28 protein-coding genes are annotated in these 21,682 nt (G+C 61.0%); 13 read left to right on the top strand and 15 right to left on the bottom strand.

From position 1 onward, the window contains the following. Positions 1-38: 38 nt before the first annotated feature. The 4 genes from VJR29_01640 to VJR29_01625 all read right to left on the bottom strand — a co-directional run bounded on the left by VJR29_01640 (position 39) and on the right by VJR29_01625 (position 3,175). Positions 39-1,076: an agmatine deiminase family protein gene (locus VJR29_01640; GenBank protein ID HKY62099.1), complete on the bottom strand. Its 1,038-nt coding sequence runs from the start codon at positions 1,074-1,076 to the stop codon at positions 39-41. After that, positions 1,076-1,933 carry a carbon-nitrogen hydrolase gene (locus VJR29_01635; GenBank protein ID HKY62098.1) on the bottom strand — a complete coding sequence of 286 codons (858 nt, stop codon included), beginning with the start codon at positions 1,931-1,933 and terminating at the stop codon, positions 1,076-1,078. The genes VJR29_01640 and VJR29_01635 overlap by 1 nt, the downstream gene beginning before the upstream one ends. Positions 1,934-2,126: 193 nt before the next feature. Continuing rightward, complete coding sequence (locus tag VJR29_01630; GenBank protein HKY62097.1) at positions 2,127-2,651, bottom strand: hypothetical protein; 525 nt, start codon at positions 2,649-2,651, stop codon at positions 2,127-2,129. A 2-nt stretch (positions 2,652-2,653) separates the two neighbouring features. Continuing rightward, the gene (locus VJR29_01625; protein ID HKY62096.1) at positions 2,654-3,175 is read right to left on the bottom strand and encodes a hypothetical protein; all 522 of its coding nucleotides are present in this window, start codon (positions 3,173-3,175) and stop codon (positions 2,654-2,656) included. Between the two features lie 172 nt (positions 3,176-3,347). On the opposite strand from VJR29_01625, the gene VJR29_01620 reads away from it, so the two are divergent. Beyond that, positions 3,348-4,181, top strand: coding sequence for a DHHA1 domain-containing protein (locus VJR29_01620; protein HKY62095.1), 834 nt, complete (start codon positions 3,348-3,350; stop codon positions 4,179-4,181). A 123-nt stretch (positions 4,182-4,304) separates the two neighbouring features. Here VJR29_01620 and VJR29_01615 read toward each other — a convergent pair whose 3' ends face one another. The 4 genes from VJR29_01615 to VJR29_01600 form a co-directional block, all read right to left on the bottom strand. After that, positions 4,305-4,745: a hypothetical protein gene (locus VJR29_01615; protein ID HKY62094.1), complete on the bottom strand. Its 441-nt coding sequence runs from the start codon at positions 4,743-4,745 to the stop codon at positions 4,305-4,307. Positions 4,746-4,810: 65 nt separating this feature from the next. After that, a complete protein-coding gene (gene mpl, locus VJR29_01610) occupies positions 4,811-6,250 on the bottom strand; it encodes a UDP-N-acetylmuramate:L-alanyl-gamma-D-glutamyl-meso-diaminopimelate ligase (GenBank protein ID HKY62093.1) in 1,440 nt (479 codons plus the stop codon). A 161-nt stretch (positions 6,251-6,411) separates the two neighbouring features. Next, on the bottom strand, positions 6,412-7,476 hold the full coding sequence (locus tag VJR29_01605; protein ID HKY62092.1) for a serine hydrolase domain-containing protein: 1,065 nt from the start codon (positions 7,474-7,476) through the stop codon (positions 6,412-6,414). Beyond that, positions 7,469-8,401 (bottom strand): LD-carboxypeptidase, encoded by a 933-nt coding sequence (locus VJR29_01600; GenBank protein ID HKY62091.1) that lies wholly within the window; start codon positions 8,399-8,401, stop codon positions 7,469-7,471. The genes VJR29_01605 and VJR29_01600 overlap by 8 nt, the downstream gene beginning before the upstream one ends. A gap of 81 nt (positions 8,402-8,482) precedes the next feature. Here VJR29_01600 and VJR29_01595 point away from each other — a divergent pair, with 81 nt between their 5' ends. Both VJR29_01595 and lipA read left to right on the top strand, forming a co-directional pair. Further along, on the top strand, positions 8,483-8,833 hold the full coding sequence (locus VJR29_01595; protein HKY62090.1) for a hypothetical protein: 351 nt from the start codon (positions 8,483-8,485) through the stop codon (positions 8,831-8,833). Positions 8,834-8,960: 127 nt separating this feature from the next. Beyond that, positions 8,961-9,824, top strand: a complete 864-nt coding sequence (gene lipA / locus VJR29_01590; GenBank protein ID HKY62089.1) for a lipoyl synthase — start codon at positions 8,961-8,963, stop codon at positions 9,822-9,824. A gap of 18 nt (positions 9,825-9,842) precedes the next feature. Here the strand turns inward: lipA and VJR29_01585 are convergent, their stop codons facing one another. After that, positions 9,843-10,004 (bottom strand): hypothetical protein, encoded by a 162-nt coding sequence (locus tag VJR29_01585; GenBank protein HKY62088.1) that lies wholly within the window; start codon positions 10,002-10,004, stop codon positions 9,843-9,845. Between the two features lie 111 nt (positions 10,005-10,115). Continuing rightward, positions 10,116-10,757 carry a type II CAAX endopeptidase family protein gene (locus VJR29_01580; GenBank protein HKY62087.1) on the bottom strand — a complete coding sequence of 214 codons (642 nt, stop codon included), beginning with the start codon at positions 10,755-10,757 and terminating at the stop codon, positions 10,116-10,118. A 60-nt stretch (positions 10,758-10,817) separates the two neighbouring features. On the opposite strand from VJR29_01580, the gene hisG reads away from it, so the two are divergent. The 4 genes from hisG to VJR29_01560 all read left to right on the top strand — a co-directional run bounded on the left by hisG (position 10,818) and on the right by VJR29_01560 (position 13,619). Beyond that, positions 10,818-11,723, top strand: coding sequence for an ATP phosphoribosyltransferase (gene hisG, locus VJR29_01575; protein ID HKY62086.1), 906 nt, complete (start codon positions 10,818-10,820; stop codon positions 11,721-11,723). Between the two features lie 15 nt (positions 11,724-11,738). Next, the gene (locus VJR29_01570) at positions 11,739-12,176 is read left to right on the top strand and encodes a 4Fe-4S dicluster-binding protein (protein ID HKY62085.1); all 438 of its coding nucleotides are present in this window, start codon (positions 11,739-11,741) and stop codon (positions 12,174-12,176) included. A 316-nt stretch (positions 12,177-12,492) separates the two neighbouring features. After that, complete coding sequence (locus VJR29_01565; GenBank protein HKY62084.1) at positions 12,493-12,867, top strand: hypothetical protein; 375 nt, start codon at positions 12,493-12,495, stop codon at positions 12,865-12,867. 206 nt (positions 12,868-13,073) lie between these two features. Further along, positions 13,074-13,619 carry a hypothetical protein gene (locus VJR29_01560; GenBank protein ID HKY62083.1) on the top strand — a complete coding sequence of 182 codons (546 nt, stop codon included), beginning with the start codon at positions 13,074-13,076 and terminating at the stop codon, positions 13,617-13,619. On the opposite strand, the gene VJR29_01555 is transcribed toward VJR29_01560, so the two are convergent. After that, positions 13,616-14,092 carry a hypothetical protein gene (locus VJR29_01555; GenBank protein ID HKY62082.1) on the bottom strand — a complete coding sequence of 159 codons (477 nt, stop codon included), beginning with the start codon at positions 14,090-14,092 and terminating at the stop codon, positions 13,616-13,618. The two genes, VJR29_01560 and VJR29_01555, sit on opposite strands and share 4 nt — an antisense overlap. Beyond that, the gene (locus VJR29_01550) at positions 14,089-14,574 is read right to left on the bottom strand and encodes a hypothetical protein (GenBank protein HKY62081.1); all 486 of its coding nucleotides are present in this window, start codon (positions 14,572-14,574) and stop codon (positions 14,089-14,091) included. The genes VJR29_01555 and VJR29_01550 overlap by 4 nt, the downstream gene beginning before the upstream one ends. A 31-nt stretch (positions 14,575-14,605) precedes the next feature. Between VJR29_01550 and VJR29_01545 the strand changes: the two genes are divergently transcribed. From VJR29_01545 to VJR29_01520, 6 genes are all read left to right on the top strand, one after another. Next, positions 14,606-15,409, top strand: a complete 804-nt coding sequence (locus VJR29_01545) for a symmetrical bis(5'-nucleosyl)-tetraphosphatase (protein HKY62080.1) — start codon at positions 14,606-14,608, stop codon at positions 15,407-15,409. Positions 15,410-15,613: 204 nt separating this feature from the next. Then, positions 15,614-16,480, top strand: a complete 867-nt coding sequence (locus VJR29_01540; protein ID HKY62079.1) for an MIP/aquaporin family protein — start codon at positions 15,614-15,616, stop codon at positions 16,478-16,480. Between the two features lie 40 nt (positions 16,481-16,520). Further along, positions 16,521-17,585 (top strand): PAS domain-containing protein, encoded by a 1,065-nt coding sequence (locus VJR29_01535; GenBank protein ID HKY62078.1) that lies wholly within the window; start codon positions 16,521-16,523, stop codon positions 17,583-17,585. Then, on the top strand, positions 17,582-18,250 hold the full coding sequence (locus tag VJR29_01530; protein HKY62077.1) for a response regulator transcription factor: 669 nt from the start codon (positions 17,582-17,584) through the stop codon (positions 18,248-18,250). The genes VJR29_01535 and VJR29_01530 overlap by 4 nt, the downstream gene beginning before the upstream one ends. A 49-nt stretch (positions 18,251-18,299) precedes the next feature. After that, complete coding sequence (locus VJR29_01525) at positions 18,300-18,584, top strand: hypothetical protein (protein ID HKY62076.1); 285 nt, start codon at positions 18,300-18,302, stop codon at positions 18,582-18,584. A 12-nt stretch (positions 18,585-18,596) separates the two neighbouring features. After that, a complete protein-coding gene (locus VJR29_01520) occupies positions 18,597-19,616 on the top strand; it encodes a cyclase family protein (GenBank protein ID HKY62075.1) in 1,020 nt (339 codons plus the stop codon). Positions 19,617-20,050: 434 nt separating this feature from the next. On the opposite strand, the gene VJR29_01515 is transcribed toward VJR29_01520, so the two are convergent. From VJR29_01515 to VJR29_01505, 3 genes are all read right to left on the bottom strand, one after another. Next, positions 20,051-20,506, bottom strand: a complete 456-nt coding sequence (locus VJR29_01515) for a hypothetical protein (protein ID HKY62074.1) — start codon at positions 20,504-20,506, stop codon at positions 20,051-20,053. 43 nt (positions 20,507-20,549) lie between these two features. Further along, a complete protein-coding gene (locus VJR29_01510) occupies positions 20,550-21,086 on the bottom strand; it encodes a hypothetical protein (GenBank protein ID HKY62073.1) in 537 nt (178 codons plus the stop codon). A gap of 80 nt (positions 21,087-21,166) precedes the next feature. Further along, positions 21,167-21,682 (bottom strand): YceI family protein (locus VJR29_01505; protein HKY62072.1); only part of this gene is annotated, 516 nt, incomplete at its 5' end.

Raw genomic sequence — 21,682 nt, 5'->3', positions numbered from 1 at the left:
CAGGGCAGACCGGACCGGGCGACCGCAAGGGTCGCCCCCTACAAAGTAGGCTGCTGCTGGGTCACGCAGTGAATTGCACCCATGCCCCAAACTAAGTCCCGGCAATCGATCGGCACCATCCGGCGGTTGGAGAAAAGCTTGCTTAGAATCGCCAGCGCCTTGGCGTCGTTGGCGTGGCCGTAGACCGGCACCAAGACCACCTCGTTGGCGATGTAAAAATTGGCGTAGGAAGCCGGCAGCGGCTCACCCTCAGCTTCGACCCGGCCGGGCATCGGCAAGGCCAGCACCTTGAGCGGCCGGCCCTTCAAATCGGTCATGGCATGAAGGCGCTTCCAGTTGTCCTGCAGCGGGGCATAGTTCGCCTCGGAAGGATCCTCCTCGACCACCGTCACCACGGTGTCGGCCGAGACGAAGCGGGCGATGTCGTCGATGTGGCCGTCGGTGTCGTCGCCGGCCACGCCCTCGCCGAGCCAGAGGACTTTCTCGCCGCCGAGATAGTCCTTCAGGATTCCCTCGATCTGATTCTTGTTCAAATGAGGATTGCGGTTGGGATGGAGCAGGCACTGCTCGGTGGTGAGGATCAAGCCCTCGCCGTTGACCTCGATCGAGCCGCCCTCCATCACGATGCCGGGCTCGAACATCGGCAAGTCGAGATAAGGCGCCAGCCGGGCGGGGATTCCGTCGTCCTTCATCAGGGTATCGTACTTCCCGCCCCAGGCGTTGAAGATCCAGCGGTTGTAGGCCAGGCCGCCGGGACCGACCAGGAAGTTGGGCCCGTAATCCCGGATCCAAGAATCGACGGTCTTGAGCCGATGAAAGATCAGGTTGGGCTCGTAGATCTGCTTGGCCTCGAGAATTTTCTTGGCCTCATCCTCGGCGGCGCCACCATCGACCAGGAGATGAACTTTCTCGTGTGGGGTCAAGGCCTCGATCATCCGGGCGAAGGCCTCGCGGGCCTGGGGCACTCGGTCGGGCCAGGTGATCGGATCCTTGGGCCAGGAGAGCCAGGTCGCCTCGTGCGGCGCCCACTCGGCCGGCATGCGGTAGCCCAGAGCTTTCGGAGTCGAGGCCGGCACTAGAGGCTGTACTCCTCTTGGCGGCGGCAAGTCAGGAAGGGCCAGTCGCGGCGGACCTCGTCGATGGCCCGGAGGTCGAGCTTGACGATCATCGTCTCTTCCTTGTCATGCGAGGCCTTTTTGATGACCCGGCCCAGCGGATCGGCCACGAAGGAACCGCCCCAGAAATTGAGATGGTCTTCGACGCCGATGCGATTCACCGCCGCGACGAAGACAGTGTTGGAGATGGCGTGACCCCGCTGCACCGTGGTCCAGGCTTCGTACTCGGCCTTGCCCAGCTCCTCCTGGCCCTTCGTCTGCCAACCGATGGCGGTGGGATAGAAGAGGATGTCGGCGCCTTGCAGCGCCAGCGAGCGGGCGCCTTCGGGAAACCATTGGTCCCAGCAGACCTGGACACCGATCTTGGCGAAACGGGTCTGAAAGGGCTTGAAGCCCATGTTGCCGGGCTTGAAGTAATACAGCTCGGAATAATAGTTCCGCGGGTCATCGGGGATATGGACCTTGCGGTACTTGCCGAGGAAGGTGCCGTCGGCGTCGAGGACGCAGGCGGTGTTGTAGAATTCCTCGCCGGCCTTCTCGAAGAGCGAGGCCACCACCACCACGCCCCAGTCGCAGGCGACTTGGGAGAGCAGCTCCGAGGTCGGCCCCGGCACCGCTTCGGCCAGTCGGAAATACTTGTCGTCGTTGACCTGGCAGAAATAGCGCGAGGGAAAGAGCTCTTGGAGGCAGATGATCTGGGCGCCGCCGCGGGCCGCCTCGCGGATCTTCTCGATCGCCTTTTCGACGTTCTTCCGCGGGTCCTCGACATTGCTCATCTGGACCAATCCTAATGTCACTTCGGGCAGACGCTGAGTCATGGGCAATCCTCTTAAGACAGAATAAGCGGCAGATAAGGAATCGGCGAGGGAAAATCAAGCTTCACCCCCCTTTGAAAAAGGGGGGAAGGGGGGGATTTAAAGCGGTGGCTCTCCTCAAAAACCCCGAGAACCTATATTCGTTAATTTTCAAATCCCCCCTGGCCCCCCTTTTTCAAAGGGGGGGGACTTGGAATCAAAACTTCGCCGCGACTTCCCGGGTGGTGTTGGTCACGATCCAGACGTTGTTCATCGTGACCGAGGCCTCGAGCAGGCTGATCTTCACGTCGTAGTAGCCGACCGGCAGGACCTTGATCTGATCGGCCGGGAACTTGGCCACCACGGTCCCGCTGCCCCGCTTGAAGACCTCGACTTGGCTCTTCTTGGGCGCTTCGACCTTCAGGTTGCCGAAGCCGGGGACGACGACCTCGGTTCGCTCGGTGCCGCCGACCATCACTTGCTGCTCGTAGTTGTAGTCCTGCATCTTGACGTGGACCCGGTACTCGCCGATCGGGACTTTGACCTCGGTCTCGGAGGCGGCCTTCTGCTTCTTGCCGTCGGCGATCGACTCGATCTGGATCTGGTCGGATTCGGGCATCGGCGTCTTGACGAAGAGGACCCCGAACTTGCGCTCCGAAACCGGCGCGACCGGGTCCAGCGCCCGGGCCGCCGGCGCTAAGCCGAGCAGCAAAAGAGCAAAACCCAAAACCTTGGCTTTCATATTCACTTCTCCTTCACGTCAACGATCCGAGTGGTGTTGGTGACCACCCAGACGTCTTTCTTCACCGCTGAGAGCATGCCGGGCACGTCGACCTTCACGTCATAATGGCCGCGGGGCAGAACCTTGGTTTCGGAAGCCGGGAAGGTCGCCACGACTTGGCCAGTCTTGGTGTTGGTCACGTTGACGGTGTCGTTGGGGTTGAGCGAGTTGACCTTGAGGTTGCCGTAGCCCGGCACTTCGAAGAAGGTCGTCTCGGTCGAATCGACCTTCACGTTGTGAGTGTACTCGTAATTCTGCATCTTAACCGCGATCTTGTAGCTGCCGATCGGAACGGTGTGGGTGACGCCGGATTTGGTGGTCAGATTCTGCCCCATGCCGGCGATGGTCACGACGTCGTTCTCCGGTTGGGGAGTGAAGACGACGATGCGGCCGTGGCTGCGCTCCTCGCGCGGCGCGTAGGGATCGAGAGCCAAGGCCGGCTGGGCCAGCAGTAGCAGGGCGAAAAGAAATCCGACTTTCTTCATGAGGCACCTCCGTTGGATCGAGAAAGCTCGCAAATATTACGAAAGCACCGGCGAAATCCCAAGCAATCATCCATGAAATTTTAGGACGCTTAGGCGGAGGCTGAAGTTCAATGTTTTGCGGTCTTTTTAATAAAGCATTGATTTTACTTCATTTTTCTCATAAATTGTGGCGATGACCAGTCCCCCGGTTCTGTGCTTCTACCACGCCAATTGCACCGACGGCGCCGCCTCGGCCGCGGTGATCCGCCGCAAATACCCGCAGGCCGAGCTTTGGCCGATGAACCACGGCGACCCGGTCACGGCCGAGCTCAAGGGCAAGAAGGTCTTCATCGTCGATTTCAGCTTCCCGCCCGAGCTTCTCCAGAAGATGAAGGCCGAGGCCGCCGAGGTTCTCTGGTACGACCACCACAAGACCGCCCTGCCGATCCGCGACGCCATCGGCTGGGGCGAGATCGACTTGGGCGAATCGGGCGCCTCGCTGACCTGGAAGAAAGAATATCCCGGCCAAGCCCTGCCCCGCATCCTGGCCTACGTGAAGGACAAGGATCTCTGGGAATGGAAGCTGGCCGGTTCGCGGGCGGTCAGCATGGACCTGCGCAACACCCCCGAAATCCTCGATCCGACCAGCCCGAAGTGGAAGGAATTGATCGATGCTTTGGACGAGGCCGGCCTGGCCCGGATGGTCGAGCGCGGCGAATACGCGCTCAAGGCCCAGCGCCTCACCGTCGAGGCCGGCTTGAAGAACGGTTTCGAGCTCGACTTCCACGGCCATCGGGCCTTCGCGGTCAATTGGAGCTTGGAGGCCAGCGACATCGGCGAGGTGATCTACAAGGAGAGGGGCTACGCGGTGGCGATTCTCTTCTACTACACCGGCAAGATCTGGAACTTCAGCCTCCGCTCGGCCACCGTCGACGTCAGCGAGCTGGCGAAGAAATACGGCGGCGGCGGCCATCCCGGAGCCGCGGGGTTTAGGCAGGAGAATATCGATTGGTTGATTAGGAGGTGATCCCCCCTCCTTTGTAAGGAGGGGGCAGGGGGAGGTAGAGCGTCTCGCAAGGAAGCTGGCGTTTATCTCTTTGCGATACTCTCTACCCCTCCCTAACCCTCCCCTTACAAAGGGGAGGGAAAATTACTTCACCGCCGCTTTGGCCGGAGTCGGAGCTCCGCCGCTGGCTTCGGCAATCTTTTCCTGCACACAGTACTGAACGATCTTTTCGTACTTCCCGTCTTCGAAGCTGAAAGTCTGCTTGCTGCCGCTACGGTGAGCCGCGACCGCCGCCACCGGTTGGCCGCCGGCGCCGAAGGTATATCCGATCAAGCAGCCGGTGTCGCTGAAGTAGGTGTAACGGGTCGGGACCCCTTCCTGAGTGGTGTTGATCGTCAGGTAGACCAGGTCGTGGCCGGTGCCGGTGATGGTGTCTTTACCGTTGGGCAGGGAGCCTTTGCAGGTGACGGTCACCCCTTCCTTGCCGCAAACGAAGCCGTTGGCCGAAAAAACCGGGGTGGCCGCGTGGGCGGCGGAGGCCAGGGAAACGACGAGGGCCGCGATCAACCAGGAAATCTTTTTCATCTTCAAAGCTCCTTATATAAAGAGGTCGCCTTCCGGCGGGGGCATCCATAATCGCATCGGGCATCTTACGCAATAGCCTTCCCGGCGGTTCCTTTATTCTTCAATGCTGTCAGGATCTTCTGGTGAATTCCGCCGAAGCCGCCATTGCTCATCAATAAGAGGACGTCGCCGGCTTTGCTCTCTTCGGCCAGGAGAGCCACGATGGACTCGACCCCCGAAAGGTGGCGGGCCTTGGCCGCGCCACGGTTGATCTCGGCGACGATCTTCGCGACGTCGAGAACTTTGCCCTCCTTGACCTTCTCGGGCATGAAGACGTCGGCCAGGACGACTTGGTCGGCCTCGGCGAAGGCCGGCGGGTAGTCCTCTTGGAAAACGTCGCGCTTGCTCGAGTTGCTCCGCGGCTCGAAGACCGCCCAGAGCCGGCGGCCCGGATAAGCCCTTTTGACCGCGCCGATGGTTTCCTTCACCGCCGTCGGATGATGGGCGAAGTCGTCGATCACCGCGACGCCGTCGATCTCGCCGAGCAGGTCCTGGCGCCGCTTCACCCCTTGGAAGGTCGTCAGGCCGCGCTGGATCTGGTCCCACTTCAGGCCGAGCTTGAAGCAGAGCGCGACCACGCCGAGGGCGTTGCTAACGTTGTGGGCGCCCGGGATCTTCCAATTCACCTGATGATGGCAGCAATCGCGGCCCTTCTCCCGAGTCACCACGCAGAACTCGGTCTCCTCGCCGGTCTTGAGCAGCTCGCCGAAATAATCGACCTTGCCCTGCCATGGCTCTTGGGTGGCATAGGTCAGGCGCGAGCCGGCGAAGTCCTCGCTCAGCTCGACCACCGCGGGAAAATCGAGGTTGGCGGTGAGCGAGCCGTTCTTGGGAATGATCTCGAGCAATTTACGGAAGGCCGACTTCACGTGCTCCAAGTCGCGGTAGATGTCGGCGTGGTCGAATTCGATGCTGGTGAGCAGGACATGGCGCGGCTGGTAGTGGAGAAATTTGGGGCCCTTGTCGAAGAAAGCCGTGTCGTACTCGTCGCCCTCGAGGATGAAGTACTCGCCTTGGCCAAGCTTGAAGTTGGAGCCGAAATTCTTGGGCAGCCCACCGATGAAATAGCTGGGGTCGCGGCCGGCCGATTCGAGGACCCAGGCCAAGAGCGAGCTGGTGGTGGTCTTGCCATGAGTGCCGGCGACGACCAGCGGCGTCTTGCCGGGGAGGAAGAATTTGGCCAGGGCTTGGGGCATCGAGATGTGCGGGAGGTTCTTGGCCAAGACCTCCTCAGCTTCGGGATTGCCGCGGGAGATGGCGTTGCCGACGATGACCAGGTCGGGCGCCGGATCGAGATTCTTGGCGTCGTAGGGCGTGAAGACCGGGATGCCGGCTTGCTCCAGCGTGGTGCTCATCGGCGGGTAGACGTTTTGGTCGCTGCCTTGGACTTGGTGGCCGGAGCTCTGGAGCATGCCGGCCAGGGAGGCCATGCCGGTGCCGCAGATGCCGATGAGGTGGATCTTCATGGCTTCATCCCTTGCATAGCTTTTTTGAATTGTCATGCCCCCCTTTGAAAAAGGGGGGTTGGGGGGATTTAAGAGCCGTGGCAAAGGATCGTGGCATCTTCTTGGAAGCGATGCGCCGTCAAATCCCCCCTACCCCCCTTTTTCAAAGGGGGGAATAGATTTCAAGAGGCGTTTAGCAACAGATCGTGGATCTTGGGCCGGAATTCTTTGATCGCCTCATTGTCGCGGCGGGGATGGACCCGGTTGCTCAGGAGGACGATGTATTTCCGATCCGAAAAGTCGATCCAGAGGCTGCAGCCGGTGAAGGCGAGGTGGCCGACCGAGCGGTCGACGTTGAATCCAGCGCCGGCCTGGCTGCCCGAGGGACTGACCGTGTCCCAGCCAAGCTTGGGCTGGACCTTGGGGCCCAGAAAGCGGTCGAGGGTCGCGGCCTGAAAGATTTTGCTCCGACCCTCCGCCGCCGCCAAGATCTCCCGGGCGAAACGGCCGACTTCGCGGGCGCTGCCGAAGAGACCGGCATGGCCCGCCGCCCCGCCGAGGACGTGGGCGTTGTCGTCGTGGACCTCGCCCAAGATCAGACGGCCGCGCCAAGGGCAAATCTCGGTCGCCGCGATGTCCTGAGGCACGATCCGGTCGATGTGGTTCAGCGGGTGGAAGAGCGTCTGACTCAGGCCCAAGGGGCCGGCAATCCTTTCCTGGAAGAGCGGCTCCAAGCGGCGGGAAAAAACCTTCTCCAGGACGAAGCCGAGCAGGATGAAGCCCAAGTCGCTGTAGATCCGCTTGGTTCCCGGCTCAGCCTCGAGCGGCGTCGCGGCGATCCGCTCGATGTAGAAATCGCGGGTCCGCTCGTAGTCCCAATTCTTCTGGCGAACTTCCTCATAGAGCGGCAGCCAAGCCGGCAGGCCGGAGTCGTGAGCCAACAATTGCTTCAAGCTGAGAGCTTCGGCTCGTTGAAAATTCGGCAGCCAGTCCCGGGCCGGGGATTGCAAATCGATCCGACCCTCTTGCTCGGCCAACATGAAGAGCGCGGCGGTCGCCAGCGGCTTGGTCAAGGAGGCGAGATCGAAGAGGCTGTTGTCATTGATCGTCCGGCTGTCCGGATCTTGACTGACTTGGCCGAAGGCGCCTTGGTAGTGAATCGCCTCGCCCCGCCCATAGAGAAGCTGGGCTCCGCTGAAGACCTTGGCCCGAATCGCCTCGGCGAAAGCCGCCGCCACCTTATCCACCGGCTAGCGCTCCTTCTTCGAAAGTCAGCGCCGAGCGGTCGGCGTCGACGCTCACCTCGATGCCCAGCGGAATGGTCCAGCAATCCTCGCGGTGGCCCGAGGGAAAGCCGAAGAGGATCGGGATCTTCAGGTCGCCGAGCAGGTCGATGAGCAAGTTCATCACCACCACCGGCTCGTCGTGGGCGTCCTTCAGCGGGCCGAAGACGATGGCCTTGGCTTTATGGAGAATGCCGGCCTGGCGCAAATGGGTCAACATCCGGTCGAGCGAGTAGAGCTTCTCGCCGATATCTTCGAGGTAGAGAACGCAGCCCTCGGTTTCGATTTGGTAAGGCGTGCCCAGCGAACAGACCACCAGCGAGAGGCAGCCGCCGACCAAACGGCCCCGAGCCTGGCCCGGCTGGAGGCCGACCAGGCCCTCCTGCTTGAACTCGCCGAGCGGCTTGGGATCGGTGAGGGCTTGGAGCAGCGAGCGCTCGCCGCATTCGGCCAAGCGGTCGCCGATGTCCTTGGCCACCACCGGCCCGTGGAAGGTCACCCAGCCCCAACGCTGCCAAGCGAAGTTGAGCAAAGAGGTGATGTCGGAATAGCCCATCAGGATCTTGGGCTGGGGCGGACTCAATTTTTCGAGCTGGGGCAAAAGCCGCATCGAGCCGTAGCCGCCGCGAGCCGCGAAGATCGCCTTGACGTCGGGAGCGAGGAGGAATTCCTTCAGCTCGCCGAAGCGCCGGGGATCGGAGCCGGCCAAGTAACGCTGTTTGGAAAAGATGTCCTCGCGGTAACGAACATTGAAGCCCAGCCCCTCCAGCTTTTGGACGCCACGTTGGAAAGCCTCGGCATCGAAGCAGCTGGCCGGGGCGACGACGCCGATGGTGTCGCCGGGCTGCAGCGGCTCGGGCTTGAGGGGACGGCTTGGCGGGGGACCCATGGGGGATTAATAACCGGAACCCGGCCCCTTCCTCCAGGAATTTTCCTTGGTTAGGGGCGGCCGCCGAATTAGACTGGCGGCATGGCCGTTTACCTCACTCTCTTCTTTTCCGGCGGCAAAACCGGGACTCTCAAAAAGTGGCTGATGAAGATGGGCTCGGAGCTTCAGGCCGGCGACCCGCTCTTCACCTATTCCGACGGCTCGGCCGATGCCCGTTTCCAAACTCCGGCTTCGGGCACGCTCAAGGTCTACCTCCAACGCGAGGGCGAGGAGCTCGCCGCCGGCTGCGAGGTCGCGGTCCTGCTCAGCCCCGACGAAGAGGCCAAGGCCTTGGTCGCCAAGCAGCTCGGCCACATCCTCACCCCCGAAGAGTACAAAGAAGCCCTGTCGCACGCCGAAGAGGCCAGCATTCCCCTGCCACCGGATTTGTAGCAAGGGGCTTTAGCCCCGACCTGGCGCCGGCAGGCGCCATCTTCCGCGATGTTGACGGCGCTTCGCGCCGTTTGCGGGGCTAAAGCCCCTTGCTACTGTCTGCATTGACTTTGCCCACCTCCAATGTTTGACTGAAATTCGCGTCATGAAACCGCCCTGGCTCAAATCCAAGATTCCCTCCGGCAAGAACTACTTCCAGCTCAAGGCCATGCTGAAGGAGCTGAAGCTCAACACGGTCTGCGAGGAAGCCCACTGCCCCAACATCGCCGACTGCTGGGAGCGCCAGACCGCGACGGTCATGATCATGGGCGACACCTGCACCCGGAGCTGCGGCTTCTGCGCGGTCAAGACCGGCAAGCCGCTGGCCTTGGACCAACAGGAGCCCGAGCACGTCGCCGAGGCGATCTCGCGCTTGGGCTTGAAGCACGTCGTCATCACCTCGGTCGACCGCGACGACCTGGCCGACGGCGGCGCCGCCCACTTCGCCGAGACGATTCGGCAGGTCAAGGCGCGCTGTCCCGCGACTCAAGTCGAAGTCTTGATCCCCGATTTCCGCGGCAAAGGCGAGGCCCTCACTTGGGTCTTCGCGGCCCGGCCTCACATCCTCAATCACAATTTGGAAACGGTTCGCTCGCTGCAGAAGACGGTGCGGCCCCAAGCCGACTACGAGCGCTCGCTCGAAGTCCTGCGCCTGGCCGCCGAGCACGGCTTGATCGCGAAGAGCGGCTTGATGCTGGGCTTGGGTGAAAGCGACGAGGAATTGGCCGAAGCCATCTCCGACCTCCATCGCCACGGCCGAGTGAAGATCCTGACCCTGGGCCAATACCTGCGACCGACACCCGATCACCTCGAAGTGAAGCGCTATGTCAGTCCGGCCGAGTTCGAGGAGTGGGCCCGCTACGCCGAAGGCCTGGGCATCGAGCACGTCGCCAGCGGGCCCTTGGTCCGCAGCTCCTACCATGCCGACGAAGCCGCGGCCCAGTTTGGCTAAGCCCGGAAAAGAAGCCAGTTATTTCATTCGACGGTGAAGTTGGAGAACCTCGAGGAAGGTCAGGGGGCGGCGCTGGAGCGAGACCTGCAAGCAGCGAAAGAAGACCCGCACGCCGAATCCTCGGCAAATCGCCCAGGGGTGCTTGAAGACGTCTCGGTTGGTGACTAGGCCGTTCAGCATGGAATCCTCGATTTTCTTAATTACTCCTTATTCCGCTACGACCGCGTCACCAAAATGGATGATTTTTTCGGGAAAATGCGACCCCCTTTCTCAGCCAAAAAGTCGAGATGCCTAACCGTAAAGACTGTAAAGGTTGTTCCCCAGGTGGGCGATCATGCAGAGCGCGAGGTTGTTACGCCAATGACGGATGCCGCCCAGGAAGGCCCCAAGCAAGAAATAGTAGAGGAAGTACCAGGGATTGACGTGGGCGATGGCGAAGAAGAGCGCGGTCAAGAGCAAGCCCTTCCACACGCCAAAAGAGGACACCATCATCCCCTGGAGCAAGCCCCGGAAGAAGAGCTCCTCGCAGATCGCCGGCACCACCGCCAGGACCAGGAACTTCAGGCCGCCCTCCCACCAGGTCTCGCGGCGCATCAGCTCCTCGTAGAAAGTCTCGACGCTGCTCGGCAGCGGCCAAATCTTGGTCTGCAGCTCGACCAGGAGGGCGATGGGGATGATGAGGAGGGCGGTGGCCAGGAGGACCAGCAAGACTTCCTGGAATTGAGGCCGCCGGATCGGGAAAACCTTCTTCAGGGCGAGACCGCTGAGTTTGGCGTACAGAATCGCCGGCAGGGCCAGGATGAAGACCTCGTTGATCGTGATCCCCAACAGGCCCAATTTGAATTGCAGCAGCCCGCCCACCGACAGGTAAATGGCGACCAAAAAGCAATAAAGGGCGAAGGCTTGGGTGGCGCGGGACTCTTTTTTCGTCATGGACAATCCGGGCGTTTTGGATAAATACAGGCCCCGGATTTTTTTTGGAAGGAATTCCCCATGCCACCCAAAAAAGCGAAGCTGCCCGTCCCGGTTCCCCAGCTCAAGTTCGGCTTTCCGAAGGGCAGCCTCCAGGATTCGACCTTCCGGCTCTTCGGAAAGGCCGGCTACAAGGTTTCGGTGGGCTCGCGGGCCTATATCCCCTCGGTCGACGACCCCGAGCTCTCGGGCCTGCTGATCCGCTCGCAGGAGATGGCCCGCTACGTCGAGGATGAAGTCCTCGACGCCGGCATGTGCGGCCGCGACTGGGTGCTGGAAAACAACGCCGACGTCGTCGAGGTCTGCGAGCTGAAGTACTCCAAGCAGACCAACCGCCCGATCCGCTGGGTGGTCGCGGTGCCCAACGACTCGCCGATCCACAGCCTGAAGCAGCTCCAGGGCAAGCGGATCGCGACCGAGCTGGTCGGCTTCACCCAGCGCTACCTGAAGAAGCACGGCGTGAAGGCCAACGTCGAGTTCTCTTGGGGCGCCACCGAGGTCAAGCCGCCGGTCTTAGCCGACGCCATCGTCGAGCTGACCGAGACCGGCTCCTCGCTCAAGGCCAACAACCTCCGCATCCTCGAGACCATCCTCGAGTCGGTGACGGTCCTCATCGCCAACAAGAAGGCCTTTCAGAATCCCTGGAAGCGGAAGAAGATCGAGAACATCGCGATGCTGCTCCAGGGCGCCATCCTGGCCGAGGAAAAGGTCGGCCTGAAGATGAACGTTCCCAAGAAGAGCCTCGACCAGGTCTTGGCCAAGCTGCCGGCCCTCAACTCGCCGACCATTTCCCACCTGAGCAACGAGGAATGGGTCAGCCTGGAAGTGATTTTGGACGAGCGGACGGTCCGCGACATCATCCCCGAGATCAAGCGGGCCGGGGCTTCCGGCATCGTCGAATACCCCTTGAACAAGGTGATTCCTTGAGGTTAGGAAGGATTCATGGCCGAAGTGACTGAAAACAAAACCGAAAACGCCCCCGCCGCCGATCCCAATGCCTGGGTGCCCAATTTCACCCTGCCGAAGGACGCCGAAGGCCGTTCGGTGCTGGTCGCCTCCAGCCCTCCGGAATCGGAATACAAAAAGGTCAAATTGAAGAAAAAGCCCAAGACCGTCGCGGTGGTGGACGAGGATTCCTGCGTGGGCTGCGAATACTGCGTCCACGTCTGCCCCATTCCCAACTGCCTGGCCCTGGTTTCGGTGGAAGGCCGATCGCCCCAGATCGAGACAACCTGCGTGGTCAACGAGGACACCTGCATCGCCTGCCGCAACTGCGAAGAAGCCTGCCCCTACGACGCCATCCACGTCGTCAAGCGGGAGGAAATCGACCTCTGGAAACACTCGGTCAACCTGCCGAAAATGGCCGTCGGCGAAGAATAATCCGAACAACTCGCTGAAAATTTTCGCGATAAGTAATAAGACAGGGGGCTCTTCAAATACCCGCCCAGCTTGCACGCCCACGATTAAAAACCCACGTAAAAACAAAGGTATCCGAGGAAATATGGATATGTTTTGGGAAAACAGGGTTCATGGTGGGATGAAGCATCTGGCGACCGCGCTTCATCAAGAGGATAGTGGGAGCACACCGGAAGAGGATCCCCATGCGCCATTGCCAAGAGTCAAACCGGGCTTTTTCTCGATTTATCAAGGTTTACGTCCCAACTATCCTTCCACCCTTTCGAAGGCCGGGCGGGACATGGCCGAAAGCGCTCGATTCGGCATTCTTTTATCAGGTTGGAATGCCCTCGAATTCGGCACTTATAAGTTGCTTCTCAAGGCATTGCCGCCTCGGAATCCCGCACTTTTGCGCTTCTCCACGCTGACCGAGGGCTTCGTCCGCGGAGCTTCGAGATTGCTGGGAGCCTCCACTCCGGTTCGAGGCGCTTTGGCGAGCGCCGGCTCGACAGCGGGCATCCAACTGTCCGCAGCCTTCGCCGCGGGCGTCGCGTTGGGTGTCGGCCTGAACTATTTGCCGACGCTTTGGGGAGGCCAAGAACTCTCGGAACACATCGCCCAGGGTCTGGAATGGGCTTTCGGGCCGGCGCCCGAATGGCTTTGCGAGATGTTTTAATCCGTAATAATAATCCAATTAATCCAGCTCCTTAGACATAATTTTCCGAAGGGTTCGCAACGGATCCGGGCGCGCCTCGATAATAAATTTAGAATTCCAAAACGATCCTCCTTTTAAAGGGCCCCTTCGGGGGCCCTTTAAGCTTTTGAGCGAAACCCCCTTTCCAACGGGCCGATAATCTGCTTCGGGGAATGAAAGGGGGCGCCATGAAATCCAATGAAAAACCAAGAATATGGGGGCCGATGCTCAACGCCGGAGCGGGCTATGGTTTCATCAACAGCAGCGAAAACAATGGATGGGCAAGCGGACCCCTCCTCGAGGTGGCTCCCGGGATATGGGGTCAACTGCCGATACCCTCTCTAAAACTGCGAAGCTCCGTGTTGGGGAGCGTCCAACAACTTCAAGGCGAACCTTTCGACACCTATGCCATGGATTCGACCCCGACGGTCCTCACCGGCGCCCTACGACTAGGGGTCTTTTGGTCTCCCAACACCGACTTCAGCCTGGGACTCAACATCAGTGGCGGACTGTCTCATCTGAGCGAAGCCAAGCACGCGGGAGACTATGCCGAGGCCGGCCTGCTGACCTGCCTCTTAAAGGACAAGCTTTGCGTCGAGGGGGCGATCCAGAGCCGCAGTTTTTTTTATAAAGTGGACCCGAAAAAGGTCAACGATACTTATCCCCTCCAATATAATGCCATCACCAAGGGGCTTGGCTTAGCGCTGAAACTCGCGACTTATTGGGATATTTAAAGCGGCTTCTTGGCAAGCTTCAAGGCATCCAAATAAAAGTCGGGCTGACATTCGGCCACGTCCTCGGGCTTGGCGACCGCCGGCTGCCAGGTGCTTTGGTGGGTCTTGCTCTTCCAGCGGCCGTCGCGGGACTCGACGTAGTAGCGAAAGATCACCGGCCGGGGATACAGGAAGATCTGCGGGATCTCATGGGCGCCCGGATCCTTCTTGCGGTAGCCCACGATGGTGACCTTGTACTCGGCCTGGCCGGTCGGCAAGTTGACCAAAAGATAAGAGGGAGCTTTTTGGTAGTTCAGCTGGAAGGACAGCGTCAGCTGCAAGGGCTCTTCCTTGGGGAAATCCGGCGGCAGCTCGACCTTGCCCTGGAGCGCGATGGTCTGACAGGCCTCGTCGTAGAAATCGGCCCGAAGCTCGCCGGCGCCGGCCAAGCTCAAAATCCCGCAAAGCAAAATCGCCGCGATCCCGCGCTTCATCGAGCCTCCATCGCCAAGGGCTGCAAGCCGACGCCGGTGCGGCAATAGGTGTTGCCGTCCTGCTTGTCGAGCTCCGGCAAGTAGAGGCTCTTCTGCCAGCGGCTCCGCCATTTCCGGTCGGCGGTGGCGGCGTAATATCGAAATTCGATTTTCTTGGCGAAGAAGAAGCCCGGCTCGACGAAGAAGACGCCGTCGATCTTTTCGTCGAAGCCCGACAGCACGAAGAGGAAGCGGTCCTTGCTCACCGGTTGGTTGGTCATGAGGATGCGCGAGGACTTTTGGCCGGCCAGCCGGTAAGTCACGGTCAAGAAAACCGTCTCCGCCGGATCCATCGAGTGGGGCCGCTCGATCTCACCGATCAGCCGGACCCATTGGCAGGCCGGGCCGTACTCGGCAAAGGGCGGCAGGGCCCGGCTGGTCGCAGGGACGGCCGATCCCACCAGCAGGAGCAGCAGAAAGCCGAGATGGCGCGTGCCTTTCATCGCCTTCCATCCTATATAGAGAGCTCCTCCTATGTCCACTTACGCGATTGGCGACATCCAAGGCTGCTTTCTCACCCTACAAAAACTGCTCGAAAAAATCGGCTTCGATCCGGCCGCCGACCGGCTCTGGCTGCTGGGCGACTTGGTCAACCGCGGCCCCCGTTCGCTGGAAGTGCTGCGTTGGGCTTCGGGGCACGGCGACCGGGTCCAAGCGGTGCTGGGCAACCACGACCTCCACCTGCTGGCTCGGGCCGCCGGCATCGACAAGGCCAAGAGCCGCGACACGCTCGACCCGATCTTGAAGGCGCCGGACCGCGACGATCTGCTCGCCTGGCTCAAGGGCCGTCCGCTCTTCCATCGCGAGGGCGCCAACGCCATGGTCCATGGCGGCTTGGCCCCGGATTGGGACATGGCCCGGGCCGAAGCGCTGGCTCGGGAGGCCGAGGCCGCGATCCGCGGCGGGGGCTTCGCCGCCGCGCTGAAGACGATGAACGACCCGCGGCCCCGCCGCTGGAAAGAGAGCTTGGCCGGGCCCGAACGCGAGGCCGCCATCCTGCATATCTTCACCCGGATCCGGATGGTCCGGGAAAACGGCCAGCTCGATTTCGAGTTCAAGGGCGCGCCGGACCAGGCGCCGGCCGGAAGCTGGCCCTGGTTCGAGGCCGAGGAAAGGAACCGGGACCCGGCCCGCCTCTTTTTCGGCCATTGGGCCGCCCTGGGCCTGCGCATCGGCCAGACTTGGGTCGGCCTCGACAGCGGCTGCGTCTGGGGCCGGAGCCTCAGCGCGATGCGGCTGGAGGACGGCATCATCTTTCAGGAATCCTTTTGCGATTAAATTCTTAACCCCCCTTTGAAAAAGGGGGGTTGGGGGGATTTAAAAATCGCGGCAAAAAATATCAGCTTCTTCAAATTCAAGAAGCTTCGTCAAATCCCCCCTTACCCCCCTTTTTCAAAGGGGGGAAATTTCTTTGGCCTTTGCCGGCAAATTTGCTAGGCCGCCGCAACCGGACAAAGGCATCCCTAATTCGAGGAGGTCCCCATGACAGCCAAGGAATGCGTCGCTGAGGTGCTTGGCACTTTTATTTTGGTCTTCTTCGGCAATATGGCCGTGCACATGGCGGTTTACACCGGCTCGATGGATCTCTGGGGCGTCTCGATGCTCTGGGGGCTGGCGGTGGTCATGGCCTGCTACGCGGTCGGACCCGTTTCGGGCGCCCATCTCAATCCCGCCGTGACGATTGCTATGGCTTGTTACCGGGCTTTCCCCTGGAAAAAAGTTTTCCCCTACATCGTCAGCCAAGTCATCGGCGCCTTCGCCGCCGCCTCGCTGATGGCCTGCCTCTGGCGCGGCTTCACTCCGGCCGTCGCCGAGAAGCTCGGCGTGGTCATCGGCCAGCCCGGCTCGCAGAAACTCATGATGGTCTTCAGCTGCTTCTTCCCCAATCCCGGCATCGGCGTCGACGAAGCGGCTTGGGCCAAGGTCACGCCCGGCACCGCCTTCACCGTCGAAGTCGTGGTCACCGCCGTCTTGGTCTTCATGATCCTGGCGCTGACCGAGGACCGCCACCAAGGCGCTCCCAAATCCAATTTGGTGACCTGGTTCATCGGCCTCTTGGTCGCCGCCTTGATCGGCATCAGCGCTCCGCTCACCATGACCTGCATGAATCCGGCCCGCGACCTCGGCCCCCGGATTTACGGTTACCTGGCTGGTTACGGCGAGATCGCCTTCCCCGGCCCCCGCGGCGTCGAGTGGTGGCTCTACATCGCGGGCCCGATCGCCGGCGCCCTGCTCGGCGGCGCGGTCTACGAATGGGTCTTGCGGCCGCTTTTCGGCCGAGTCGATCTCAAGGCCGGCCAAGGCCTGGACCTGCCCGAGGGCGGGACCAATCTCAAAGCCGAGGCTTAAGCCGTTGTCAAAGGGCTCGGGACTGGAAATAATAGCGCCCATGTCCCGGAAAAACGCCGCCATCCTTTCCGAGGCTGAAATCCTCGCCACCCTCCTCGACTCCGAGGTCATGGTCTGGATGACCAACGAAAGGCACCGTTGCGTCTATGTCAATGACGCCGTGCTCCGCTACACCGGGCTTCCGCTCGGTCAAATGCTCGACCTGAATTGGCTGGATCACGTCCATCCCGATGACCAGGACCGAGTCCGCGAAAACCAAGAGCTGGCCGCGCGCGATCCGCAAAATTTCCGCCAAGATTATCGCATGCGCAGCTCGAGCGGGAAATGGCGCTGGGCCGTGGACACCGCCCTGCCACGCTACAGCCGGCAAGGCCGCTTCCTGGGTTATCTCGGCTTGGTTTTCGACATCACCGACCAGAAGCAGGCCGAGCTCGAGCTCCGCGAGCGCCAAAAGAAATTGGAATCGCAAATCCTCGAGATCAGCGAGCGGGAGCAACGCCGGATCGGCCGCGATCTCCACGATGGGCTCTCCCAGCGGCTCTTGGCCCTGGCCCTCCATTGCCGAATTCTAGAAAGCAAGCTTAAGCGCAGGGGCCAGGCCGAGCGCGCTCAAGCCGCCAAGGTCCTCCGCGAGGTCAATCAGGCCATCCGCCACACTCGCGAGATTTCGCGGGCCCTGGCTCCGGTCGCGCTCGATAAGGATGGCTTGAAGGTCGCCTTGCGCGAGCTGGCCGACTGGGCCCGGGAAAACTTCAAGGTGCTTATCCGCTTGAATTGGTCGAGAAACTTGAAGCCGCCGCCGCTCGATCAGGCGGTTCATCTCTATCGCATCGTGCAAGAAGCCATCAGCAATGCCGTCCGCCACGGGCGAGCCAAGCGAATCACCGTCTCGCTGGAGCGCCGGCCGCCGGGCTTCTGCCGCCTGAAGATCGAGGATGACGGCAAGGGCTTCCGGCCCAAGCGCAGCGCCGCCAAGGGCATGGGCATCGCCACGATGAAGTACCGGGCCGACCGCTTGAATGGCTCGTTCCACATCGGCCCGCGCCGTCCCAGCGGCACCGAGGCTCGAGTCGAATATCCGGACCCTTGGGGAGACCGGGCATGAAAGCCGAAACCACCGCCCAACCTAAAGTCCTGGTCGTCGACGATCATCCCATCGTCCGCCACGGCATGGTCCTGCTGCTCAAGCACAGCCGTCAATTCAAAGTCTGCGGCGAAGCCGCCTCGCCGGCCGAGACTTCGGAGAAGGTCGCCAGCTCCGCGCCCGATCTCCTGCTGATCGACCTCTTTTTGGGCGGCGTGATCGCGATCGACACGATCCGCCAATTGCGCCGCAGCCATCCGGAGCTCGGCATCCTGGTGATCTCGATGCAGAACGAGGCTTTCTACGCCCAAAAGGCCCTCGACGCCGGCGCCGATGGTTACATCGTCAAGGAGGAAGCTTCGGACCGCATCCTTCACGCTCTCCGCCGGGTGGCCGAGGGCAAGACCTACATCAGCTTTCCGGTGCTCAAGAAAATGCTCTACCGCTACGCCGAGGACCGAAAAGCCCCCGAGAAGGACGCCGTGCTCCGCCTGAGCGACCGGGAGTTCCAAGTTTTCCGGATGATGGGCGAAGGCTTGGGCACCCGGCGCATCGCCGAAGAGCTGGGCGTCGGCATCAAAACCATCGAAACCTATTGCACCCGGCTCAAGAAGAAGCTCGACCTAAAAAACGCCACCGAATTGCTGCGCCACGCCCTGGCTTGGCAAGGTCCCGAAGGGATGTAATACTTCCCCGGACAAATTTCGGCCAAGCTTCGTCATTTTCGAAATGGCGATGGCCGGCAATCTGAAAATTGCCGTCTCAGCCCAAAAATTTTTCCTGTCCGGGTTCCCCGTACAAAAAGCCGAGCCCAGCTTGGTTCTCATTCGGCCGTTTTTCCCACGTCGTCAGACAAAGGCCCTCTTTCCGGGCTTTGCCGCCGATAATTTCCTCTTGATCGCTTATAGCTCGGCAATTTTTTTCGCCGATCTCGGTCCAGCTTGGCCGCTCGAATTTCGGGATGCGCTTGACGCCGCCCTGGATGAATCCAAAATCCTTCCATCCAAATCTTCTAAGTAAGGGAGGCACGCTATGCGATTCAAACGCCTTGCATTTCACCTGACCTGCGTCTTGACCTTGGGACTGACGGCCTCGACGGCTGGGGCTAGCTCGCCCTGGGGCCCCGACGACGAGGCCGGCAACACCAACACCCAAGGCTACGCCACCTATTTTCGGGCGGCTCTTCAGATGCTGCGGCCCGGAGCCAAGGCCTACCGGCTGGCCCATCTTTTCTCGCCTTCCATGCCCCAGTCGCCCTTCGCGGCGCCCTGGCAGCAAACCTCGAGTCCCACGGCCTTTCTCCCGCCGACTCTCCACGCCGCCAACAGCGAGATCGTCTCGGGCGACATCGGCAATCAAGGAACCCAGATGGACGCCCTCGGCCACTTCGGCTACCTGCCCAGCGCCGACAGCGATGAAGTGCTTTATTACAACGGCTTCACTCAGGACGAGGTGAAGGGCCCCGATGGATTGCTCAAGCTCGGGATCGACAAAAGCAAGCCGATCGTGACGACGGCGATCTTGCTCGACGCCCGCAAACACCTCAACGCCGGCCAACCGCTGGAGGCCGGCCAGCTCATCACGACCGAGGACATCGAGTACATGCTTCACAAGCAGCATCTCCGGGGGCTCCTCCCCGGCGATGTCCTCTTCATCTACACCGGCTGGAGCGAGCTCTGGCAGGACGACAACACCAATCCTTTCCAGACCGAGTATTACAGCGCCGGCCCGGGCCTCTCCTACGATGCCGCCCTCTATCTTCAACAGAAGTTCATCGTCTTGGTCGGCTTGGACAATCCTTTCACCGATCCGGTGAACGAGGGCTTCCTCCAGGGTCAGGCGCCGCCGCCCGAAGGAACTCCGCCGGGCTTGCCCTTCGCGATCCACCACAACAACCTGACCCAGGCCGGCATCCATCAAATCCAAAACCTGGATCTGAAAAAGCTGGCTCAGGACAAAGTCTATCTGTCGGCGGTCTTCATTTCGCCGCTGCCGATCCGGGGCGGAGCCGGATCGCCGGTCGCTCCGGTGGCCATCGGCGCGCCTTGGTGATCTTTATTTTGTCGGGTAGGGTCAAAACCCAGGGTCTTCGGGCCCTGGGTTTTTATTGTAGGGATTTCGATGACACCAAATCGGCAGGCCGGCGAGGAGCGGTCGCTCCGCCGGCCTTTCGCCGCCTATGGCCAAAAAAAATTCTTGTCGGGATCTTCCGTACGACCGGGCTTTCCGAATCTTTGAATCCGCGGCGATGCCAAAGGCTTAGCCTCTTCCCAACCGCTCCATTCCAAGGTTTCAGCCGCCAAAAAAAGGCTTGCGCTATTTTTACCAAATCCGAAAAACGCCGACCGCCGAGCCCGGCTCCTTTGTCCCGAATCGCCGACGGCTTGACGCCGCCTTCACTTCGAACCAAAGTTCAGCCCATCGAGACTGAAATTTCACGGGACCTGCGGCTGTCTTAAACCCCGAGCCCTCGGCAGCCGCAGGTCCTATTTTTTTAGGTTGGGCCGAAGGCTGCAGCCGCCGCCGCTGTCGGGCGTCTCGCCTTGGAGGCGGACGGTGATGGCCTTGGTCGGATCGCCATTGGGCGTGAAAGTCAGGGTGCCGGCGGCTTCCTCGGGAAATTCCGGGGTGAAGTTCACTTCCATCGTGCAGGAGTCGTTGGCCGCGATCCGCGGGTTCTGAGCCCCGCAGGGCTGGGCGCCGCCCAGGATGTCGAGCACGAAGCTTTCCGAGCCGGTCTGGTCGAAGTCGGTGACGTCGAGCGGAGCGGCGGTAAGGTTGGTCAGGGTAAGATTCTGCCGGCCGCGGCCGCCCTCGGGGATTTCTCCGAAGTCGATAAGCAGCGGGGTGACCTCGAGGGTCGCGGTGCCTTGGCCATGCAACGGAGAGGCAATGAGCGCGGCCGCGAGGGCCAAAAGAATCCGAAGATTTTGGATTTTCATTCGAATCGGGTAACAGAATCGACTTTTTTTGGAAAGCGGATTCCTAGAGGTGATAGCCGCCGGCCGGATTCTTCCGCACCCCGAACCAGCCGAGCTGGGGAAAGACCACCCGCTTCACGGCGAAGGCTAAAACCGCGATCACGATCAGGAAAGCGGTGTCGAAAGCGGCCTCGAGCGGCGGGCTCTTCATCCAAGCCCGCAGGATCCCGAGCCCGCAGAGGATCGGGATCAAGGCGTAGATTTGACCTTCCCACTTGATCACGCCGATGATGAGAACCACCGGAATGATCAGGCCCAAGAGGACGATCATGAACATGGCGGTCGGCGGCACGCCTTCGCCGAGCAAGGCGACGATGCCGAACATCTTGAGGATGGCGCCCAAGACCAGCAGGACCAAGAGGGCGATGTTCAAAATCCGGCCCGAAGCCGGGATCGACGGCGGCGGGATATTGGCGATGACGGTGGCCAGCTTCAGCGGCTTGGACACCTGGTCGCGGTATTTGAGGTAGATGGCCTGGCGGTCGCCGCCGGCGCGGACTTCTTCGCGGGCTTGCTTCAAGGCTTGGGAGGTAGCGCTCATCCAGCGGCTATAGACGAGTTCGGCGGTAAAATCTAAATTTTTTTTCCGGCGCCGCGGCCGCGGTGCCAGGCAGAGACCGATCAGCGCGCCGCGACAATGTCAAAGGACAATTTCACTTCGTCGGCAACTTTGAGGGCCCCGCCTTGGTAGGAGTAAGGCTTGATCTTGTAATCGGATTGCTTGAGCGAAGTCGTCCCGCTGACGTGGATCTTTCCTTCCTTCAAATGCAGCTGGGCCTTCAGGGGCAGGAAGTTGGTCTGGCCATGAAGATTGAGCCGTCCCAAGACCTCGACGTCGTATTGGCGCTCGCCGACTTTCCAAATCCTGACCTTCTCGCTCTCATAGCGGATGTCGGGATATTGCTCGGTCTGGAGCATTTTCTCGTGCATTCGGATTTCGATGTTTTCCCGATCCTGGTCGGTGGCTCGGGTCTTGAGAGCCAGCGAATGGGTCTTGGCCTCGAACTTCAGCGAGGAGTCCTTGGCCGAATTGGGATCGAAGCGAATCTCGCCCGAAAACTCCCGGACCTCGATCTCGAGCTGGCGGCCGAATTTCTTGAAGAGACCGCTGACGTCGGTATGGACGATCAAGGAGCT

It is taken from the genome of bacterium (assembly GCA_035281585.1).
In the GTDB taxonomy this organism is placed as follows: domain Bacteria; phylum UBA10199; class UBA10199; order DSSB01; family DSSB01; genus DATEDP01.
The sequence above is the reverse complement of the archived record's forward strand: the minus strand, read 5'-3'. Positions and strand labels throughout refer to the sequence as shown.

What these genes read in the sequence shown, in the direction of transcription:
- VJR29_01635 (HKY62098.1), bottom strand. Translation starts at nt 1,933, where the DNA reads ATGACTCAGCGTCTGCCCGAAGTGACATTAGGATTGGTCCAGATGAGC.
- VJR29_01630 (HKY62097.1), bottom strand. Translation starts at nt 2,651, where the DNA reads ATGAAAGCCAAGGTTTTGGGTTTTGCTCTTTTGCTGCTCGGCTTAGCG.
- VJR29_01625 (HKY62096.1), bottom strand. Translation starts at nt 3,175, where the DNA reads ATGAAGAAAGTCGGATTTCTTTTCGCCCTGCTACTGCTGGCCCAGCCG.
- VJR29_01620 (HKY62095.1), top strand. Translation starts at nt 3,348, where the DNA reads ATGACCAGTCCCCCGGTTCTGTGCTTCTACCACGCCAATTGCACCGAC.
- VJR29_01615 (HKY62094.1), bottom strand. Translation starts at nt 4,745, where the DNA reads ATGAAAAAGATTTCCTGGTTGATCGCGGCCCTCGTCGTTTCCCTGGCC.
- mpl (HKY62093.1), bottom strand. Translation starts at nt 6,250, where the DNA reads ATGAAGATCCACCTCATCGGCATCTGCGGCACCGGCATGGCCTCCCTG.
- VJR29_01600 (HKY62091.1), bottom strand. Translation starts at nt 8,401, where the DNA reads ATGGGTCCCCCGCCAAGCCGTCCCCTCAAGCCCGAGCCGCTGCAGCCC.
- VJR29_01595 (HKY62090.1), top strand. Translation starts at nt 8,483, where the DNA reads ATGGCCGTTTACCTCACTCTCTTCTTTTCCGGCGGCAAAACCGGGACT.
- VJR29_01585 (HKY62088.1), bottom strand. Translation starts at nt 10,004, where the DNA reads ATGCTGAACGGCCTAGTCACCAACCGAGACGTCTTCAAGCACCCCTGG.
- VJR29_01580 (HKY62087.1), bottom strand. Translation starts at nt 10,757, where the DNA reads ATGACGAAAAAAGAGTCCCGCGCCACCCAAGCCTTCGCCCTTTATTGC.
- hisG (HKY62086.1), top strand. Translation starts at nt 10,818, where the DNA reads ATGCCACCCAAAAAAGCGAAGCTGCCCGTCCCGGTTCCCCAGCTCAAG.
- VJR29_01570 (HKY62085.1), top strand. Translation starts at nt 11,739, where the DNA reads ATGGCCGAAGTGACTGAAAACAAAACCGAAAACGCCCCCGCCGCCGAT.
- VJR29_01565 (HKY62084.1), top strand. Translation starts at nt 12,493, where the DNA reads ATGGCCGAAAGCGCTCGATTCGGCATTCTTTTATCAGGTTGGAATGCC.
- VJR29_01560 (HKY62083.1), top strand. Translation starts at nt 13,074, where the DNA reads ATGAAATCCAATGAAAAACCAAGAATATGGGGGCCGATGCTCAACGCC.
- VJR29_01555 (HKY62082.1), bottom strand. Translation starts at nt 14,092, where the DNA reads ATGAAGCGCGGGATCGCGGCGATTTTGCTTTGCGGGATTTTGAGCTTG.
- VJR29_01550 (HKY62081.1), bottom strand. Translation starts at nt 14,574, where the DNA reads ATGAAAGGCACGCGCCATCTCGGCTTTCTGCTGCTCCTGCTGGTGGGA.
- VJR29_01545 (HKY62080.1), top strand. Translation starts at nt 14,606, where the DNA reads ATGTCCACTTACGCGATTGGCGACATCCAAGGCTGCTTTCTCACCCTA.
- VJR29_01540 (HKY62079.1), top strand. Translation starts at nt 15,614, where the DNA reads ATGACAGCCAAGGAATGCGTCGCTGAGGTGCTTGGCACTTTTATTTTG.
- VJR29_01535 (HKY62078.1), top strand. Translation starts at nt 16,521, where the DNA reads ATGTCCCGGAAAAACGCCGCCATCCTTTCCGAGGCTGAAATCCTCGCC.
- VJR29_01530 (HKY62077.1), top strand. Translation starts at nt 17,582, where the DNA reads ATGAAAGCCGAAACCACCGCCCAACCTAAAGTCCTGGTCGTCGACGAT.
- VJR29_01525 (HKY62076.1), top strand. Translation starts at nt 18,300, where the DNA reads ATGGCCGGCAATCTGAAAATTGCCGTCTCAGCCCAAAAATTTTTCCTG.
- VJR29_01520 (HKY62075.1), top strand. Translation starts at nt 18,597, where the DNA reads ATGCGATTCAAACGCCTTGCATTTCACCTGACCTGCGTCTTGACCTTG.
- VJR29_01515 (HKY62074.1), bottom strand. Translation starts at nt 20,506, where the DNA reads ATGAAAATCCAAAATCTTCGGATTCTTTTGGCCCTCGCGGCCGCGCTC.
- VJR29_01510 (HKY62073.1), bottom strand. Translation starts at nt 21,086, where the DNA reads ATGAGCGCTACCTCCCAAGCCTTGAAGCAAGCCCGCGAAGAAGTCCGC.